This window comes from Massilia sp. P1_C10, from assembly GCF_056406475.1.
The window spans coordinates 404157-421862 of record NZ_JBFUAC010000001.1 but is presented as its reverse complement, the minus strand read 5'-3'; the positions used below and the strand labels follow the sequence as shown (position 1 = coordinate 421862).

16 protein-coding genes and 2 tRNA genes are annotated in these 17706 nt (G+C 64.4%); 11 read left to right on the top strand and 7 right to left on the bottom strand.

From position 1 onward, the window contains the following. Positions 1-105: 105 nt before the first annotated feature. Both AC1D02_RS01965 and AC1D02_RS01960 read left to right on the top strand, forming a co-directional pair. Positions 106-1131 carry an asparaginase gene (locus AC1D02_RS01965; protein WP_477313163.1) on the top strand — a complete coding sequence of 342 codons (1026 nt, stop codon included), beginning with the start codon at positions 106-108 and terminating at the stop codon, positions 1129-1131. Between the two features lie 165 nt (positions 1132-1296). Continuing rightward, positions 1297-2136 carry an alpha/beta hydrolase gene (locus AC1D02_RS01960; protein ID WP_477313161.1) on the top strand — a complete coding sequence of 280 codons (840 nt, stop codon included), beginning with the start codon at positions 1297-1299 and terminating at the stop codon, positions 2134-2136. Here AC1D02_RS01960 and AC1D02_RS01955 read toward each other — a convergent pair whose 3' ends face one another. Next, a complete protein-coding gene (locus AC1D02_RS01955) occupies positions 2137-2724 on the bottom strand; it encodes a DUF4337 domain-containing protein (RefSeq protein WP_477313159.1) in 588 nt (195 codons plus the stop codon). Between the two features lie 188 nt (positions 2725-2912). Between AC1D02_RS01955 and AC1D02_RS01950 the strand changes: the two genes are divergently transcribed. Further along, positions 2913-3173: a hypothetical protein gene (locus tag AC1D02_RS01950; RefSeq protein ID WP_477313157.1), complete on the top strand. Its 261-nt coding sequence runs from the start codon at positions 2913-2915 to the stop codon at positions 3171-3173. A 94-nt stretch (positions 3174-3267) separates the two neighbouring features. Here AC1D02_RS01950 and AC1D02_RS01945 read toward each other — a convergent pair whose 3' ends face one another. Together AC1D02_RS01945 and AC1D02_RS01940 are read right to left on the bottom strand one after the other, a co-directional pair. Continuing rightward, positions 3268-3639, bottom strand: coding sequence for a hypothetical protein (locus AC1D02_RS01945; RefSeq protein ID WP_477313155.1), 372 nt, complete (start codon positions 3637-3639; stop codon positions 3268-3270). Then, positions 3626-5473 (bottom strand): carbamoyltransferase family protein, encoded by a 1848-nt coding sequence (locus AC1D02_RS01940; protein ID WP_477313153.1) that lies wholly within the window; start codon positions 5471-5473, stop codon positions 3626-3628. The genes AC1D02_RS01945 and AC1D02_RS01940 overlap by 14 nt, the downstream gene beginning before the upstream one ends. A gap of 255 nt (positions 5474-5728) precedes the next feature. Between AC1D02_RS01940 and AC1D02_RS01935 the strand changes: the two genes are divergently transcribed. From AC1D02_RS01935 to AC1D02_RS01925, 3 genes are all read left to right on the top strand, one after another. Continuing rightward, a complete protein-coding gene (locus AC1D02_RS01935; RefSeq protein WP_477313151.1) occupies positions 5729-5935 on the top strand; it encodes a DUF6494 family protein in 207 nt (68 codons plus the stop codon). A gap of 7 nt (positions 5936-5942) precedes the next feature. Beyond that, a complete protein-coding gene (locus AC1D02_RS01930; protein WP_477313149.1) occupies positions 5943-6224 on the top strand; it encodes a KTSC domain-containing protein in 282 nt (93 codons plus the stop codon). A gap of 79 nt (positions 6225-6303) precedes the next feature. Further along, on the top strand, positions 6304-7578 hold the full coding sequence (locus AC1D02_RS01925; protein ID WP_477313147.1) for a M28 family metallopeptidase: 1275 nt from the start codon (positions 6304-6306) through the stop codon (positions 7576-7578). A 96-nt stretch (positions 7579-7674) separates the two neighbouring features. Here the strand turns inward: AC1D02_RS01925 and AC1D02_RS01920 are convergent, their stop codons facing one another. The 3 genes from AC1D02_RS01920 to acs form a co-directional block, all read right to left on the bottom strand. Further along, positions 7675-9207 (bottom strand): glutamate carboxypeptidase, encoded by a 1533-nt coding sequence (locus AC1D02_RS01920; RefSeq protein WP_477313145.1) that lies wholly within the window; start codon positions 9205-9207, stop codon positions 7675-7677. 175 nt (positions 9208-9382) lie between these two features. After that, positions 9383-9473, bottom strand: a tRNA-Ser gene (locus tag AC1D02_RS01915). A gap of 76 nt (positions 9474-9549) precedes the next feature. Beyond that, a complete protein-coding gene (gene acs / locus AC1D02_RS01910; protein WP_477313143.1) occupies positions 9550-11550 on the bottom strand; it encodes an acetate--CoA ligase in 2001 nt (666 codons plus the stop codon). A gap of 204 nt (positions 11551-11754) precedes the next feature. Here acs and AC1D02_RS01905 point away from each other — a divergent pair, with 204 nt between their 5' ends. From AC1D02_RS01905 to AC1D02_RS01885, 5 genes are all read left to right on the top strand, one after another. Further along, positions 11755-13296 carry a fumarate hydratase gene (locus AC1D02_RS01905; RefSeq protein WP_477313141.1) on the top strand — a complete coding sequence of 514 codons (1542 nt, stop codon included), beginning with the start codon at positions 11755-11757 and terminating at the stop codon, positions 13294-13296. Between the two features lie 3 nt (positions 13297-13299). Next, the gene (murI, locus tag AC1D02_RS01900) at positions 13300-14145 is read left to right on the top strand and encodes a glutamate racemase (RefSeq protein ID WP_477313139.1); all 846 of its coding nucleotides are present in this window, start codon (positions 13300-13302) and stop codon (positions 14143-14145) included. Positions 14146-14229: 84 nt separating this feature from the next. Next, a tRNA-His gene (locus AC1D02_RS01895) sits at positions 14230-14305 on the top strand. 405 nt (positions 14306-14710) lie between these two features. After that, complete coding sequence (locus AC1D02_RS01890; RefSeq protein WP_477313137.1) at positions 14711-16549, top strand: S8 family serine peptidase; 1839 nt, start codon at positions 14711-14713, stop codon at positions 16547-16549. 216 nt (positions 16550-16765) lie between these two features. Next, complete coding sequence (locus tag AC1D02_RS01885) at positions 16766-17125, top strand: response regulator transcription factor (RefSeq protein ID WP_477313135.1); 360 nt, start codon at positions 16766-16768, stop codon at positions 17123-17125. Here the strand turns inward: AC1D02_RS01885 and AC1D02_RS01880 are convergent. Then, positions 17050-17508, bottom strand: a complete 459-nt coding sequence (locus AC1D02_RS01880) for a hypothetical protein (RefSeq protein ID WP_477313133.1) — start codon at positions 17506-17508, stop codon at positions 17050-17052. The two genes, AC1D02_RS01885 and AC1D02_RS01880, sit on opposite strands and share 76 nt — an antisense overlap. Positions 17509-17706 lie beyond the last annotated feature (198 nt).

Sequence of the window (17706 nt, the reverse complement as noted above, 5' to 3'; positions counted from 1 at the left end):
CGCCCAGTCCCGGTCGCCTATCCGCCCCTCGTCGCCGCGCCGCGTATTGGTGCGGCGACGGATTTCGATTACATTAGGAGCGCCCGTCACAACCGAGACCGATCAATGAAGCTTGCTCCCCTGGTGGAAACCACCCGCGGCTATCCGTCCTCCGGCTACGCCGCCGAAAACCTCCACCTCGGCTCGGTCGCCGTGGTCGACACCGACGGCAAGCTGCTGTGGCATGCCGGCGACCCGGACTTCATGACCTTCACGCGTTCGGCCATCAAGCCGTTCCAGGCCCTGCCTTTCCTGCTGGCCGACGGCCCCGCGCGCTTCGGCCTCACGTCGTCGGAAGTCGCGCTGCTGTGCGCCAGCCACTCGGGCGAGCCGAAGCACATCGCCACGGTCAGCGCCATGCTCGCGAAAATCGGCCTGGACGAAAGTGACCTCGAATGCGGCTGCCACGCGCCGCTGTATTACGACAGCGTCGGCCAGCCGGCGCCGCCCGACGGCCGCTGGAACCAGCTGCATCACAACTGCTCCGGCAAACACAGCGGCTTTCTCGCGTGGTGCCGCCTGCACGACAAGCCGACCGCCGGCTACGTCGATCCGGCCCATCCCTTGCAGCAAGCGATCCGCGCGAGCCTGGCCGACAGCGCGGGGCTCGACGCCGGCGCCATGCCCACCGGACTGGATGGATGCTCGGCGCCGAACTACGCGCTGCCGCTGTCGCGCCTCGCGCACCTGTACGCGCGCCTGGCGCAGGGCCATGGCGATCCGCGCCTGGGTGCGCCGATGGGCGACCTGTTCGACGCCATGACCGCGCACCCCGACCTGGTGTCGGGCGAGGCGCGCTGCGACTTGGCCTACATGGCCGCCGGCGCGGGCGACTGGGTGACCAAGGTCGGCGCCGACGCGGTGCAAACCATCGGCGTGCGTTCCGCCGGCCTCGGCATCGCCATCAAGATCGCCGACGGCGCCGTGCGCAGCCTGCAGTGCGCCACCTTCAGCGTACTCGACCAGCTTAGGCTGCTCGATGCGCGCCAGCGCGCGATGCTCGAGCACTATCGCGAGCCCGAACTGAAAAACGTGCGCGGCGCAAAAGTGGGCACGATCAGGCCGGTGTTCAAGATGCAGCGCGCCCAATAACGGCGCCGGATTCCCGCGAACGAACCCGCGTCTGATACCCAGCGCACGCTGTTCGTCGCAGCGCCGTTGTAAGCGAGCCACGCACGCGAAAAACTTCAATTGCGCGGGGCCGCACGAATGCGCTGGACTCTGCAAATCGTTGCCAACGGGAGTACACTTGTGCTCATGAACAATACCAAAAAAGTCGCGGGTTTCGCCGGCATTGCGAGCATGCTCTGGCTCGGTTTTGCCGGTGCAATCGCGGCCAGCCAGCGCCGGCTGGTGTTCAACCCCACGGTCAAACGCGAAGTCGATCGTCCGCGCAGCAGCGGCCACCGCACCCGGCCCATCGTGCTGCGCGCCGCCGACGGCACCAAGCTTTCCGGCTGGCTGATGACGCCGGCGGTGGTCGGGCCGCATCCCGGCGTCATTTATTTCGGCGGCCGCTCCGAAGAAGTGTCGTGGGTGGCGCGCGACGCCGGCAAGCTGTTCCCCGGCATGGCGGTGCTGGCCGTGAACTACCGCGGCTACGGCGACTCGCAAGGCGATCCGGCCGAACAGCACATGGTCGACGACGGCCGCATGCTGTTCGACTGGCTGGCCCAGCGCGGCCACGTCGATCCGCGCCGCATCGCCATCGTCGGCCGCAGCCTCGGCTCGGGCGTCGCGGTGCAGGTCGCGATGCAATGCGCGGCCCACTCGGTGGTCCTGATCACTCCCTACGATTCGATTCTCGCGATCGCCAAGCGGCGCTTCCGCACCATGCCGATCGAGTACGTGCTGCGCCACCGCTTCGAGTCCGTCAAGTATGCGTCGTCGCTGACGGCGCCGACCTACGTGCTGCGCGCGGCCTTCGACGACATCGTGCCGCACTCGCACACCGACCTGCTGGTGGCCAAGCTGGGCAAGCTGCACAAGGACGAAATCGTGCCCGACTCCGACCACCTGAACATCCCCTATCTCGAAGGCACGCAGACCCGCATCGCCGACTTCCTCAGCAACCAGTTCCTGCAGCCGCGCGCCTGATCACGACAGCAGCCCCATGATCCAGGAGGGGTGAAACGGCAAGCCCGCCAGGCCCGCCACGCCGAAAAACACGCCGATCGCGGTCGGCACGATGGCCGCCCAATACAGCCAACGCTGCGCCGTCAACGTGGTAATCGCCAGCAGCGAAATGGCGATCGCCAGCAGCGCGTCGGACAAGTCGAACTGGTCGTCGCGGTAGTTCGATGCGTCGTAGGTTTTCTGGTCCTGCTCCGCCTGCAGGCGCACCTGCTCCTTTTTTACCTTTTGGTCGGCCGCGAGCGCTTCGTATTTCTTCACGGCGTCGGCGTACGCGCCCTGTTCCGCCGCCGGGCGCGCCAGGGCCGCCAGCTTCATCTGCGTCGCAGTGGCGGCGGCGATTTCCTCGCGCACGTTGCGCGCCTGGTAGTAGGACCAGTGGTCGATCTTGTCGGCCTGCGCCTGCTGCATTCCCTGCACGATGTTGTCGTCCTTGACCTTGCAAACGCCCATGAAGGTCGCCAGAAGGGCCACGGTGACGGCGACGCGCCGGTTCAGGGAGGCGGCGTGACTGGCTTCGCCGGCGATGTCGACGACTTCGGTAATTTCCATGAATGTGGACGATGTGGTGAGTAGGCCAGCTCGAAAAACGTCCTGGACTGAGGACGCGTTGACAACACCTTACATCCAGTAACCTGGCGGTAATGATTCGATGGGTACTATGCGGGTTGTCGCACATACGCGGCCCCGCTGGCGACCTATGCTATCCCGACTTACTCAATTCATCAGGAAGGCAACATATGAAAACCAAACTCGTTTCGCTCGCTCTCGCCATGTCGCTCGCTTCGGTATCGGGCGTGTCGAGCGCAGGCTGCCTCAAAGGCGCGCTGGTCGGCGGCGTGGCAGGACACGTGGCAGGACGTCATGGACTGGCGGGAGCGGCCGCCGGATGCGCGGTCGGCCATCACATGAGCAAGAAGAAGCAGCGCGAGCAGGCGGCGCAGCAGCAGGCCGCGGCGCAAGCGCAGGCTAACGCACAGGCAGCGGCGAAGAAGAAATAACAGCTTCGGACGCGCCGCCGACCAAAGGCAGGGGTCAGGTCCGGCGGACCTGACCCCGGGTTTGAAGCCGGTGCATGAACTGCCTCGTGAACGCTCAGAACATCGCGTACACGTAGGGCGACAGTTCCGCCTCGGGCGCGTCGCCCGCCAGCGCAGCTTTCGCGGCCCGCGCCGCATCGGCGAACTGGCCGGCCTGAGCCGCCAGCTCGTTGCGCCCCAATGACAGCCAGTGCGCTGCCAGGCGCTGTTCGAGGTCGGCAAAATCCGAGCACGATGCGCTGGTGAAATCGGCGCGCGTCATCGATGCGCGCTTGCGCCGCACGTAGTAGCTCAACCACGAAACGTCCGGCTCGAGCGGAAACGCCTGCACGCCGGCCTCGCGCATGCGCTGCGCCATCGGCAGCAGCACCTCGTCGAACAGCGGGCCCATCGCGCTCGCCATCTTTGCGTCTTCAATCGAGTTCATAGGTCTTCCTCCAGTCTTCCTGCTCGTTCAATGCGGGCTGCTCGTGGCGCCACAGGATCACGTCTTCCAGCACAAGCATGTCCATTTCCGTCCGCACGAAGCAGCGGTACGCATCTTCCGGCGAGCACACGATCGGCTCGCCGCGCACGTTGAATGAGGTGTTCACCAGCATGCCGCAGCCGGTCAGCGCCTCGAACGCGCGGATCAAAGCGTGGTACTCGGGATTGGTGGCGGCGTCTACCGTCTGCACGCGCGCCGAATAATCGACGTGGGTGATCGCGGGCACGTCGCTGCGCGCCTGGTTGATCACGGCCAGCATGTCGTCGTTGCCTTCGTCGAAACGCACCCTGTCCATCTCGATGCGCCGCTCTTCGCGCACCGGCGCGATTAGCAGCATGTAGGGGCTGTCGCAATCGAGCTCGAAGTATTCGCCGCAGCGCTCGCGCAGCACGCTCGGCGCGAACGGCCGGAACGACTCGCGGTACTTGATCTTCAGGTTCATCGTCTCCTGCGTGGTCGGACTGCGCGGATCGCCCAGGATCGAGCGGGCGCCCAGCGAGCGCGGGCCGAACTCCATCCGTCCCGAGAACCAGCCGACGATTTTGCCCTCGGCCAGCGCGGCGGCCACCAGCGCCAGCCGCTCGGCCTGGTCCGCCACCAGCGTGTGCGGGTAGGCGTGGCGGTTGACGAAGGCCAGCACCTCGCTGGTCGAATACGCCGGGCCCAGATAGCTGCCCTGCTGGGCGTCGCCGCCGTCAGCGGTCATCACGCGCGGCCGGTCGAAGTAGACGTGTTCGGCCAGCAGCGCCGCGCCCAGTGCGCCGCCGGCGTCGCCCGCCGCCGGCTGGATCCACACCTTGTCGAAGATGCCCTCGGCCACCAGCTTGCCGTTGGCGACGCAATTGAGCGCCACGCCGCCGGCCATCACGAGGTTCGATTCGCCGGTGATCGAGCGCAGGTGGCGCGCGGTGCGCAGCATGATTTCCTCGGTCAGCTTCTGCACGCTGGCGGCCAGGTCCATCTCGCGCCGCGTGATCGGCGACTCCGGCCGGCGCGCCGGCCCGCCGAACAGCGCCGCGAAGCGCTCGCCCGTCATCACCATGCCGCTCAGGTAGCCGAAATAGGAGGTGTCGAGCCGATACGAGCCGTCGTCGCGCACGTCGATCAGGTGCTCGATGATCGCCTTGTAGTAGCGCGGCTCGCCGTACGGCGCCAGCCCCATCAGCTTGTACTCGCCGGAGTTGACCTTGAAGCCGCAGAAATAGGTGAAGGCGCTGTAGAGCAATCCGAGCGAATGCGGATAGTTAATCTCCGAGAACAGGCGCAAGTCCTTGCCGTCGCCGGCGCCCAGGCTGGTGGTGGCCCACTCGCCGACGCCGTCGATGGTCAGCACCGCGGCGCGCTCGAACGGCGATGGGTAGAAGGCGCTGGCCGCGTGCGCCATGTGGTGCTCGGCGAACAGCACCTGGCCTTCGCGCCCGAGCGAGCCGAGCGCGCGCCGCACGTGGTCGTTGACCCACACCTTGTCGCCGAGGATCTGGCCGGCCGCCTTGAGGAACTGTTCGCGCCCCTCCTCGCCGGCGGCCAGCGCGTTCTCGACCACGCGGTCGAAGGTCGCCAGCGGATTGTCGTAGAAGATGATCGCGTCGAGCTCGTCGGGATTGACGAAGCCCTCTTCCAGGCAGTAATTGATGGCATTGACGGGGAAACGCGGATCGTGCTTCTTGCGCGAGAAACGTTCTTCCTGCGCGGCCGCGACGATGGCGCCGTCGCGCACCAGCGCGGCCGCCGAGTCGTGATAAAAGGCGGAAATACCGAGAATGGTTTTGCTCATGTCATGTGCCTCATCGTGCGTCGCTCCACAGGTTCAGGGGAAACCAAACGGAAAGATAGGCGGCCGAATCTTTGCGATCAGGCATGCCGACATCCCATTCTGCGGCGCGTTGTCGTTTGTGCATTTGGGCGGTATCAACTTCAGGTGCGGGTCCGCGGCAATTCGCACGGGCTGCCTGGATCGCAGATGCGGTTGCGCGAACGCTAAAAGCAGGTAAAGTGATGGCTTAACAACCGATCAATTCAGAGGTGAGCCATGAACGACGAAAATTTCAACCTAAGCCTGCGCAAGTTCCTGAAGATGGTCGGCGTGAGCTCGCAAAACGAAATCGAGAAAGCGGTCGCCAAGGCCATCGCCGACAAAACCATTTCCGGCAACGAAGCGCTGCCGGCGACGATGACGCTGGAAATTGCTGGCGTTAAATTGAACGTGAAATTCGACGGCGTCATCTCGCTCGAATGAGTCCATCATGGAAATGAAGAAGATCAATGCAGGCAAGCTGCGCGCGATCGGCTACGACGCACGCGAACGCATCCTGCGCGTCGAGTTCGACGATGGCAGCGCGATCGATTACTCCGGCGTGGGCAACGAAACCTGGCGCCGGTTTTCCACGTCCGGCGTAGCCTGGAGCTTTTACCGTGACAATATCGAGGAAGAGTTCCACGGCACGCGTGGCCGCGCCACCCCGCGCCGGAAGCCGGCCGGGCTCGATGAGCTGTTCGGCGGTCCGACTGGCGATTCGGACACCTGATCAGCCCGGTGTCAGGTCCTGCGGACCTGGGACCCTGTTTTCTCGCCGCATGGAATTTCACCCGTTAGAAGGATGTCCTTTGAATTCGAACTCCCTGATCGCACTCTCCTTGTCGCTCGCTTTCTCGATTCCCGCCGCGGCCCAAACACCCGCGCCACCATCTTCCGCCACCGACCCCATCACGACGCTGGTCGGCCAGCTCGACCTCGAAAAGTACAAGGCCACCATCAAGGGGCTGACGCGCTTCGGCGACCGCCGCCAGGGCACCGAGCGCAACCGCCAGGCGCTCGACTGGATCGAAGCGCAGCTCAAGTCCTACGGCTGCACCAACACCGAACGGCTGCGCTACGAATTCACCCAGCCCGCGCCGCCGCCCGCTGGCGCACTGGCGCCGAAGCGCGCCGTCGTGCCGGGCGGCCGCGGCGGCCCCGCTGGCCAGGGCGGCAGCATCCTGTTCGGCAATCGCGCCGCAACCGGCGTCAACACCGATCCGATGCTGCAGCGCGACGAACGGCTGCGCGCGCTGAACGCCGAGCAGACGCCGGTCGGCACGACGCCGCGCGAGAATGTGTACTGCACCAAGATCGGCACCACCCATCCCGAAGAAATGTACATCGTCAGCGCGCACATGGACGGTATCGGCTTCGGCGAGGCCGCCAACGACGATGGCTCAGGCACCGCGCTGGTGATGGAACTGGCCCGCATTCTGAACGCGCCCGGCGTCGAGACCGACCGCTCGATCCGGTTCGCGCTGTGGAATAACGAAGAGACCGGCTTGAACGGCGCGCGCGCCTATGTCGATCAACGCAAGGACCTGCAGGGCATCGAATCGCCGAAAGGCTCCGGCAAGTATCCCGAACCGAAGTGGCTCGGCGTGATCCAGCACGACATGATGATGTGGGATCACGGCATGCCGATCCCGCAGCTCGACGGCGCCGGCAAGCCGGTGCTGGACGCCAAGGGACAAGTCATCTATGTGTCGCCGAAGGAGCAGCGGCGCGAGGCCGACGTCAACATCGAATTCCAGTCGGCATCGAAGCAGGCCGACGCGTCTGCCAAGCTGGCGTGGGTGTTCCACGCGGCCAACGGCAAGTATGCGACCGATTATCCGGCCGCCGTCGGCCCCCACATGACCAACACCGACTCGACGCCGTTCATGGACTACGTGCCGTCCATCTCACTGCGCGAGAACGAGCGCGGCATGCAGATCGGCGCCGGATGGAATCCCAACTGGCACCAGCCGAGCGACATCTACAGCACCTATTCGGACAAGGACTTCCTGCTCGGCCTGAATGCCGCGCAGACGACGCTCGCTGCGATCGCTCAGCTGAGCGGGGTCCGAATCAGGAAGTGAGGAGGGGCGGGGTCTGGTCCTGCGGACCCGACCCCATTTTGGTCGCCCGCACCAATCGCCCAGGAACCATCCTCATCGAACCGGCGTCAGGAGCAATCAGGGTTTCGCACGACTCTCGATAATCATCCTGACGAGCAGGTACAGGCGCGGCGCAATGCTGTTCAGTTCCACGTATTCGTCTTCGCCGTGGAAATTGCCTCCCACCGGACCGAAGCCATCGAGCGTCGATGCGCCCACCGCGGCGGTGTAGTTTGCGTCTCCCGCGCCGCCCGATCCTTCCAGCGCCAGCGTTTTTCCGAGTTCAGCGTAAATTGCCTGTGCGCGCGCGGCCAGCACCTGGGTGCGCGGGTTGAGCGGCATCGGGGCCATGCCGCGTTCCACGCTGGTTTTCACCTCGGTTCCGGCGATAAGCTTTTTCTCGGCCAAGCGCGCCATGTCCTTTTCCACCCGATCGAATTCGTCGCTGGTGGCGGCGCGCATGTCGCCGCGCACAGCGGCCGCATCGGGGATCACATTATCGCGATCGCCCGAATGGAATACGGTGAAGTTCACGGTCGTCTGTTTGCCAGCGTCGCCGAGGTTGGCCATCTGCAGCACCTGGTGCGCCGCTTCCATCGCCGCATTGCGTCCCGCGCCAGGATTGTTCCCGGCGTGCGACGCCTTGCCTTTGACATCAATGTGCAGGGTGCCCGACCCCTTGCGCCACACGACCATGCCGTCGGAAGGCCGCCCGCCTTCGAGGCTCAGCGTGACGTCATGCTGTTTGGCCAGGGTCTCGATCAGCTTGTAGCTTCCCTTCGAGAAGGTCTCTTCGTTCGAATTGACGAACAGCGTGATCTGCGCGAAATCGTCGAACTTCATTTGCTGCAGCAGCTTGATCGCATGGAGCGCAAGGACCATGCCGCCCTTGTCGTCCACCACGCCAGGACCGTACGCACGGTCGCCCTCGACGCGGAATGGCCGCGCCTTCGCGCTGCCGTCGGCGAATACCGTGTCCATGTGGGTCATCAGCAGAATCTTCGCTTTGCCTTTGCCGGTCAGCGTCGCCACGATGTTGTTGCCGATCGCTGGCGCGGCCGACACCAGCTCCACCTTCATGCCGCGCTTTTTCGCCTCCGCGACGATGATCGCACTCACCTGTTCCAGCCCTTTTTCGCTGCCGGTGCCGGAGTCGATATTTACCAGCGTGCCAAGCAGCTTGACGAATTCGGCACGCTGCTCACCGGCGCGCTCGAACAGCTCCTTGTCCATCGGCGCAGCCGCCATGGCCGGCAAGCTGCAGGCCAGGAGAAGTGCGATACAGCCTTTTTGCATCAGGGAAGATACGAATGGCATGGCGTCCTCGTGTCGATGGTTGTGCAGGAAGGGAGCACACAGGGTAGCATGCAAGTAACAAAAAAATGCAAAACATGCAATTTTATCCGGAATGTGCGCCAGCGCCATGAGTGCCGGCGAAGCGCGCACTGCGCCCTGCGGGGCGACCGCTTTCCAATCTCCGATGCAAGGCCCGCAGGGAGAAGCAGGGATTTTCGATGGGGCTTTGCGGCGCGCCAGCGAAAACGAACGCGGAGCGTCTTGCTTCCACCATGAAACAAATGCAAAAAGCCACCCGAGGGTGGCTTTTTCCACATTTGTATTCTTGGCGGAGAGAGGGGATCCGGCCACGTCCCGCGGCCCCGCTGCGCCCTGCAAGGCGACAGCTTTCGAATCCCCCACGCAAGGCGCGCAGGCGCCTTGCTTCTCTCCGCCACGAAACAAATGCAAAAAAGCCACCCGAGGGTGGCTTTTTCCACATTTGTATTCTTGGCGGAGAGAGGGGGATTCGAACCCCCGTTAGGATATTATCCTAAACACGCTTTCCAGGCGTGCGCCTTCAACCACTCAGCCATCTCTCCTGCTTGCTTCGCTTTCACGAAGCCGCAGATTATATCAAACATTCCGGCTGAGCACCAAGAAATTCCCCGCCCTCTCCTATGAAGCTTCCTTCAGCTGCTCCAGGATCGCCGGATTTTCCAGCGTCGACACGTCCTGCGTGATCGTCTCACCCTTGGCCAGCACACGCAGCAGGCGCCGCATGATCTTGCCCGAGCGCGTCTTCGGCAGGTTGTCGCCGAAGCGGATCTCCTTCGGCTTGGCGATCGGCCCGATCTCCTTGGCCACCCAGTTGCGCAGCTCGAGCGCCAGCTTCTTGGCTTCCTCGCCCGTCGGCCGCGCCTGCTTGAGCACTACGAACGCGCAGATCGATTCGCCCGTGGTCTCGTCCGGCTTGCCCACCACCGCCGCTTCGGCCACCAGCGGATTGGCCACCAGCGCCGACTCGATTTCCATCGTGCCCATCCGGTGTCCCGACACGTTCAGCACGTCGTCGATGCGCCCGGTGATGGTGAAGTAGCCGGTTTCCTTGTTGCGGATCGCGCCGTCGCCGGCCAGGTAGTACTTGCCGCCCAGCTCTTCCGGGAAGTAGCTGGTCTTGAAGCGCTCCGGGTTGCCCCAGATGGTGCGGATCATCGACGGCCACGGCCGCTTGACCACCAGGATGCCGCCCTGCCCGTTCGCCACGTCGGCGCCGGCCTCGTCGACGATCGCCGTCATGATGCCCGGCAGCGGCAAGGTGCACGAACCCGGCACCATCGGCGTCGCGCCCGGCAGCGGCGTGATCATGTGGCCGCCCGTCTCGGTCTGCCAGAACGTGTCGACGATCGGGCAATGCTCGTTGCCGACGTTCTTGTAGTACCACATCCACGCTTCCGGATTGATCGGCTCGCCCACCGATCCCAGCAGGCGCAGGCTCGACAGGTCGTAGTTCTTCGGATGCACTTTCGGATCGACGTCGGCGGCCTTGATCAGCGAGCGGATCGCCGTCGGCGCCGTGTAGAAAATCGTCACCTTGTGCTTGGCGATGGTCTCCCAGAAGCGCCCCGCGTTCGGATACGTCGGGATGCCTTCGAACACGATCTCGGTGCCGCCGACGGCCAGCGGGCCGTAGGCGATGTAGCTGTGCCCGGTCACCCAGCCGATGTCGGCGGTGCACCAGAAAATGTCGTCCTTTTTGAGGTCGAACGTCCACTTCATCGTCAGCGCGCACCACAGCAGGTAGCCGCCGGTCGAGTGCTGCACGCCCTTCGGCGTGCCGGTCGAGCCTGACGTGTAGAGGATGAACAGCGGATGCTCGGCGTCGACCCACTCCGGCTCGCATTCGGCCGGCTGGTTCGCCACCAGGTCGTGCAGCCACAGGTCGCGCCCTTCCTTGAACGCGATGTTGCCGCCGGTGCGCTTGTAGACGATGACGTTCTTGATGCTGTCGCAGCCGCCCAGCGCCAGCGCCTCGTCGACGATGGCCTTCAATGGCAGCTGCTTGCCGCCGCGCAGCTGCTCATCCGCGGTGATCACGGCCACCGCGCCGGCGTCGATGATGCGCTCCTGCAGCGATTTGGCCGAGAAGCCGCCGAACACGACGGAATGCGTAGCGCCGATCCGCGCGCAGGCCTGCATCGCCGCCACGCCTTCGATCGACATCGACATGTAAATGATGACGCGGTCGCCCTTCTTGATGCCGCGCGCCTTCAGGCCGTTGGCGAATTTGCACACGCGCTCGTACAGCTCCTGGTAGGTCGCGCGCATGACGGCGCCGTCGTCGGCCTCGAAAATGATCGCGGTCTTGTTGGCGTTGCCGTTCTTCAGGTTGCGGTCGAGGCAGTTGTACGAGGCATTCAGCTGGCCGTCGCCGAACCACTTATAGAACGGCGCACCGGACTCGTCGAGCGTGCTGGTGAACGGCTTGTGCCAGTCCAGGTTCTCGCGCGCCAGGCGCGCCCAGAAGCCTTCGTAATCGGCCGCCGCCTCGGCGCACAGCTTTTCGTATGCCGGCATGCCGGAAATGGCCGCGTTCGCGCTGAACTGGGCCGGCGGCGCGAACACGCGGTGCTCGTGCAAACCCTGGTTGTCCTGCTGGTTGGTGTCTGTTCCGGCCATGATCGTCTCCCTAATTTTTTTATCCACATTAGACATGCTCGCTTACTGAGCGCTTACATCCGCTTGCCCAGCCTGCAAGGTGTCGATTTTACCAACCTTTGGGCCGGCCATTGCGCTTATCCGCAAGCCATTTGCGACGCGTGTAAAATGACGCGTAGAAAATTTTGCCTTGCCTCCCCGTCCTTACTACCCGCGAGAACCTCCATGACTATCATCAAGCAGGAAGACCTGATCGAATCGGTCGCCGCCGCCCTCCAGTACATCAGCTATTACCACCCGGCCGACTATATCCAGCACCTGGCGCGCGCCTACGACGCCGAGCAGAGCCCGGCCGCCAAGGACGCGATCGCGCAGATCCTGACCAACTCGCGCATGTGCGCCGAAGGCAAACGCCCGATCTGCCAGGACACCGGCATCGTCAACGTGTTCCTGAAGATCGGCATGGGCGTGCGCTTCGAAGGTTTCTCCGGCACCGTCACCGACGCCGTCAACGAAGGCGTGCGCCGCGCCTACAACTTCGACGACAACAAGCTGCGCGCTTCGATCGTCGCCGACCCGCAGTTCGAGCGCAAGAACACCAAGGACAACACGCCAGCCGTGGTGCACATGGAGCTGGTCGAGGGCGACACCGTCGACGTCAAGGTCGCGGCCAAGGGCGGCGGCTCGGAGAACAAGTCGAAGTTCGTCATGCTCAACCCGTCCGACTCGCTGGTCGACTGGGTCATGAAGACCGTGCCGACGATGGGCGCCGGCTGGTGCCCGCCCGGCATGCTGGGCATCGGCATCGGCGGCACCGCCGAGAAGGCGATGCTGATGGCCAAGGAGGTGCTGATGGACGACATCGACATGTTCGAACTGAAGCAGCGCGGCCCGCAGAACAAGACTGAGGAACTGCGCATCGAACTGTGCGACAAGATCAACGCGCTGGGCATCGGCGCCCAGGGCCTGGGCGGCCTGACCACCGTGCTCGACGTGAAGATCATGATGTACCCGACCCACGCCGCCTCCAAGCCGGTCGCGATGATTCCGAACTGCGCCGCCACGCGCCACGCGCACTTCGTGCTCGACGGCTCGGGCGCCGCCTACATCGAGCCGCCGTCGCTGTCGACCTGGCCCGACGTGCACTGGACGCCGGACACCGAGAAATCGCGCCGCGTCGACCTGAACACGCTCACCAAAGAAGAAGTCGCCTCGTGGAAGCCGGGCCAGACCCTGCTCCTGAACGGCAAAATGCTGACCGGCCGCGACGCCGCGCACAAGCGCATCCAGGACATGCTGGCCAAGGGCGAGCCGCTGCCGGTCGATTTCACCAATCGCGTGATCTACTACGTCGGCCCGGTCGATCCGGTGCGCGACGAAGCGGTCGGCCCGGCCGGCCCGACCACCGCCACGCGCATGGACAAGTTCACCGACATGATGCTGGAAAAGACCGGCCTGATCGCGATGATCGGCAAGGCCGAGCGCGGCCCCGCGGCGATCGAATCGATCCAGAAGCACAAGTCGGCTTACCTGATGGCTGTCGGCGGCGCCGCCTACCTGGTGTCGAAGGCGATCAAGTCGGCCAAGGTGCTCGGCTTCCACGACATGGGCATGGAAGCGATCTACGAATTCGACGTCACCGACATGCCGGTCACCGTCGCGGTCGATTCGAACGGCACCTCGGTGCACAACACCGGGCCGAAGGAATGGGCGGCGAAGATCGAATCGCTGTCCTCCGTCGGCAAGATTCCGGTCACCGTCGCCTAAGGCATGGCGACGCCGGCAGACGCCCCGATCGGGGTGTTCGACTCGGGTGTGGGCGGCCTGTCCGTGCTGCGCCACATCCGCGCCCTGCTGCCGCACGAGCACCTGCTGTACTTTGCCGACTCGGCCTTCGCGCCCTACGGCGACAAGACCGAACAGGCGGTCGCCGAGCGCTCGCTGGCGATCGCCGGCTTCCTGGTCGCGCAAGGCGCCAAGGCGCTGGTGGTGGCGTGCAATACCGCCACCGTCGCCGCCATCAAGATCCTGCGCGAGCATTTCCCCGACATGCCGATCGTCGGCGTCGAGCCCGGTCTGAAACCGGGCGCCGCTGCCAGCCGCAACGGCAAGGTCGGCGTGCTGGCCACCGACCGCACTTTGGCGGGCGAAAAATTCCTGTCGCTGCGCGAGCAGATCAGCGCGGCCAGCCAGGCGCAGTTCCTGCTGCAGGGCTGCACCGGGCTGGCCGACCAGATCGAATTGGGCGAACTCGATTCCGAGGCCACCGAGGACATGCTCAGGCGCTACATCCTGCCGCTGCTCGACCAGGGCGCCGACACGCTGGTGCTCGGCTGCACGCACTACCCGCTGGTGCAGGCGGCGATCGAGCGCATCGTGGCGCAGGCGGGGTCGACCGATGTGGTGCTGGTCGACACCGGCGAGGCGGTCGCGCGTCAGCTTGCGCGATTGCTGGAAATCGGCGGCAGCGCCCGCGGCGACGCGGCGGCCGGCAGCCTGCAGGGTTACACCAGCGCCAGCGGCACGGCGCTGGAGGCCGCGTTTTCCACCCTGCTGGGACTGGCGGTGCCGGTTCAGGAAGTGGCGATCGGAACAAAATTAGCCGATCCCGCATGAGTCGCAATTAGATTTGCCAGTTTCCCCAGATGTTTGTATAATCTCGCTCTGTTCCGGGAGCATCGGAACAAATGTCAGTCAGTGGTGGCTGTAGCTCAGTTGGTAGAGTCCAGGATTGTGATTCCTGTTGTCGTGGGTTCGAGCCCCATCAGCCACCCCATTTTCTGCATGGATTCAAACGAAAAGCGCCACCCTCGAGGTGGCTTTTTTTCGTCCGGGGACACGGCGTCACTCGCGAGAGAAAAGCTGACGGCCCTCAGCCTGGGTGAGCAGGACAAAACAACTTCTCCCGCGGCTGCACTTCGGCGCTATGCGCGTCAAGGGAAAGCAGTTCCGGGCGCACGCGCAAGTGCGCCGCCGACGCGGCACTCGAATTTCCATCCTTCATCGAGAACCTCAATCAATTGTTGAGCTGCGATAGTCAGTCGGCACAGCCGTGCTCGCCGTGATTGGAATTGCCGAATGGCGTCGCCGGGGGCGCTCATCTAGATTGAGAAAAGCGTGTCGCTGCCGGGCTCCCGCGGGGCGATGCCGTCCTCCCACCCAAGTCCGATGAAAGCCAAAAATGAAAAACCCTTCCCGATCATCTGCCGCCCTCCCCCGTCCATTGCGTCACCCGCGCCGACTCGCGCGCGGCGCCGCGGCGCTTGCACTGCTGTGCGCGCTGCCTGCGTTCGCGGCGACCAGCATCGTCAGCCCCGCCGTGTTCAGCGACGGCGTCCACCAGTATGCGCGCGGCCGCATCCTGGTCGAGGCGCGCGCCGGGCTGTCGCGTGACGACCTTGACCAGCTGCTGGCACTGCACGGCGGAAAGGCCCAAAAACTCGGCCAAAGCACGACGCACCTTGTCATCCTGCCGGCCGGCGTTTCCGAGCAAGCCGTCGTCCGGCAATTGGCCGCCCACCCCTTCCTGAAGGCTGCGCAGCTCGACCGGCTTTACCAAAGCACGCTCGCCGTCAACGATCCGTATATCGGCAGCGAATGGCATATTGGGAAAATCGGCGCCTCGACTGCGTGGGACACCACCCAGGGCGCCGGCATCACGATTGCGATTCTCGACTCCGGCATCGAAGCCACGCATCCCGACCTGGCGCCCAACCTGGTGCCTGGCTATAACTTCATCGACAACAACACCAACGTCGCCGACATATGCGGCCACGGCACCTGGGTGGCCGGCTCGGCGGCGGCGCGCGACAGCAATGGCATCGGCGTCGCCGGCGTAGCGCCGCGCGCAAAGATCATGCCCTTGCGGATCGCGTTTCCCTACAACGGCACGTGCTATGCGTACTCGAGCACGATCGCCTCCGGTATTACCTATGCCGCAGATCACGGTGTGCGCATCGCCAACGTCAGCTATGGCCCCCTGGCCGATGACCCCGCGATCTTGAGCGCGTCGCAATACATGAAGAGCAAGAACGGCCTCGTCTTCGTTTCAGCCGCCAACAATGGCATCGACGAGCAAGAGGCGCCATCGACGTCGCTCATCGCCGTCTCGGCCACAGGTACCTCCGACACGATCACCAGCTGGTCCAGTTACGGCGCCTTCGTGTCGATGTCGGCGCCGGGCGAAGGCATCGTGACCACCGGCCTGAACAAATCCTACGGCTCGGTGAATGGCACCTCGTTCGCCAGTCCGATCACGGCCGGCGTGGCCGCCCTGATGATGGCCGCCGCGCCTTCGCTCGACAGCACCGAGATCGAAGCGGCGATGTTCTCGTCGGCGCGCGACCTGGGCGTTGCCGGCCGCGATCCGCTATACGGTTACGGCCGGGTCGACGCGAACGCCGCGGTTCAGGCCGCATTGAAGACCGTCATCCTCAAGGATACGCAGCCCCCCACCTCGGTCATCACCGCGCCGAAAGCGAACAGCACGGTCAAAGGCAATGTGACGGTGGCCGTCACCGCTACCGACAACCTGGCGCTGGACCGGGTCGAGCTCCGGGTCAATGGCACCATGGTGGCGTCCGACAACGCCGGCCCCTTCAGCCTGATATGGAATTCGACCGGCGTGCCGAACGGTATGAGCACCTTGCTGGCCACCGCTTTCGACAAGGCCGGCAATTCCACCGCGTCCGCGGCGGTCGCCGTCAACGTGGCCAATCCGGCGCCACCGATCGTCAAGGATAAAGTCAAGCCGGTGGTCAAGATCGACAATCCGGTTGCCGGCAACGTCAGCGGCGCGGTGACCGTGAGCGCCTCCGCCACCGACAACAGCGGCGCCGCCGGCATCACCCAGGAGCTGTCGATCGACAATGCCGTCGTCGCCCAGGGCAGCGGCGCGACCCTTTCCTACGTGTGGCAAACGGCGAGTGTGAAATTGGGCAGCCACACCTTGAAGGTGGTGGCGAAGGACGCGGCTGGCAACTCGGCCAACGCCACCGTGAAGGTGAAAGTGACGCGATAACCCGTCGCCCGCAATTCGCCGGCCCTGCAGCCCCGCTCGCGGACGGGGCTGATGGTCGCAGTCAGTTCTCAAAACGCCACGGTGACGGTCCGCGGCGCTGGACAACCGCCACCTTTATCTCCACGCAACAACAGTCTTGGTACAATACGCGATCCGCAGATTTCCCAGCGCTAATCACTACCCCTCACTATGAAGCACGAAGCGCTTATCCTCAACGTGGAAGACAACGATGCTGCGCGTCATGCCAAGACACGCCTGCTGATCAACGCCGGCTTCCGCGTCGAAGAAGCGTCCGACGGCGCGCAGGCGCTGGCGTTGGTTGCCGCGCTTCATCCCGCCCTGGTTCTGCTCGACATGAAGCTGCCCGACATGTCGGGCTGGGAAGTGTGCCGCCAGATCAAGACCAATCCGCTGAGCGCCAAGGTGTTTGTGCTGCAGACTTCGGCCGCGCTGATCAGCACGGAGGACAAGATGCGCGGCATGAACAGCGGCGCCGACGATTACATTTCCGCGCCGTTCGAGCCGAACACCTTGATTGCCAAGGTGCGTGCGATTCTGGCGCCGTCTGCCGGCTGATTTTCAAACCGCAATAAGGCAGGCGCCGGCTCAGACCGCGGCCGCGGCGCCGGCTGATCGCCGCAGTTCAGCCGATACGCTAATTGGGCCGAGGGCGCCCCGCCTTGCGGCTCGGCTGGCCCTGCCGCGCCGGTGTCGATTTCGCCTGACAGGTCCATCTGATCGGTCGGTTGGCGGATGTGGGCGTCGCTGCCGCGCCCCACTTCGCACTGCCGCAGCCTGACCGTCGAACTCTTAATCCCGCACAGCATCCCCCACGCGCCCACCCATCTCGCGGCTCGCTCTTTTTCCTTGCCGGTGGCCGCGCCCACGGCGCGCTCGATGGCCTTGGCCATGCGTTGCATGGCGTAAGACTTCTTCTGGATGCGCGTGTCGCTGCTCATGACGGTCGTTTACTTAAATTCAAGGAAAGGCCCAAAACACGTGGTGACTATTTGTCACATTGTAACCAATGTACACACGTCGCTATGTGCGCCAGTTCACTTAGCAGCCCCGGCCAGACGGGCAAAGCTCGGAATTTTTATTCTTGCCATGTGGAAATTAATATATACTGCAAGGCAAGATGCCGCCGTATTGAAACG

Coding starts and splice junctions, on each gene's coding strand:
- AC1D02_RS01945 (WP_477313155.1), bottom strand. CDS start 3,639: ATGAACTCGATTGAAGACGCAAAGATGGCGAGCGCGATGGGCCCGCTG.
- AC1D02_RS01950 (WP_477313157.1), top strand. CDS start 2,913: ATGAAAACCAAACTCGTTTCGCTCGCTCTCGCCATGTCGCTCGCTTCG.
- AC1D02_RS01940 (WP_477313153.1), bottom strand. CDS start 5,473: ATGAGCAAAACCATTCTCGGTATTTCCGCCTTTTATCACGACTCGGCG.
- AC1D02_RS01960 (WP_477313161.1), top strand. CDS start 1,297: ATGAACAATACCAAAAAAGTCGCGGGTTTCGCCGGCATTGCGAGCATG.
- AC1D02_RS01930 (WP_477313149.1), top strand. CDS start 5,943: ATGGAAATGAAGAAGATCAATGCAGGCAAGCTGCGCGCGATCGGCTAC.
- AC1D02_RS01965 (WP_477313163.1), top strand. CDS start 106: ATGAAGCTTGCTCCCCTGGTGGAAACCACCCGCGGCTATCCGTCCTCC.
- AC1D02_RS01890 (WP_477313137.1), top strand. CDS start 14,711: ATGAAAAACCCTTCCCGATCATCTGCCGCCCTCCCCCGTCCATTGCGT.
- murI (WP_477313139.1), top strand. CDS start 13,300: ATGGCGACGCCGGCAGACGCCCCGATCGGGGTGTTCGACTCGGGTGTG.
- AC1D02_RS01935 (WP_477313151.1), top strand. CDS start 5,729: ATGAACGACGAAAATTTCAACCTAAGCCTGCGCAAGTTCCTGAAGATG.
- AC1D02_RS01905 (WP_477313141.1), top strand. CDS start 11,755: ATGACTATCATCAAGCAGGAAGACCTGATCGAATCGGTCGCCGCCGCC.
- AC1D02_RS01880 (WP_477313133.1), bottom strand. CDS start 17,508: ATGAGCAGCGACACGCGCATCCAGAAGAAGTCTTACGCCATGCAACGC.
- AC1D02_RS01955 (WP_477313159.1), bottom strand. CDS start 2,724: ATGGAAATTACCGAAGTCGTCGACATCGCCGGCGAAGCCAGTCACGCC.
- acs (WP_477313143.1), bottom strand. CDS start 11,550: ATGGCCGGAACAGACACCAACCAGCAGGACAACCAGGGTTTGCACGAG.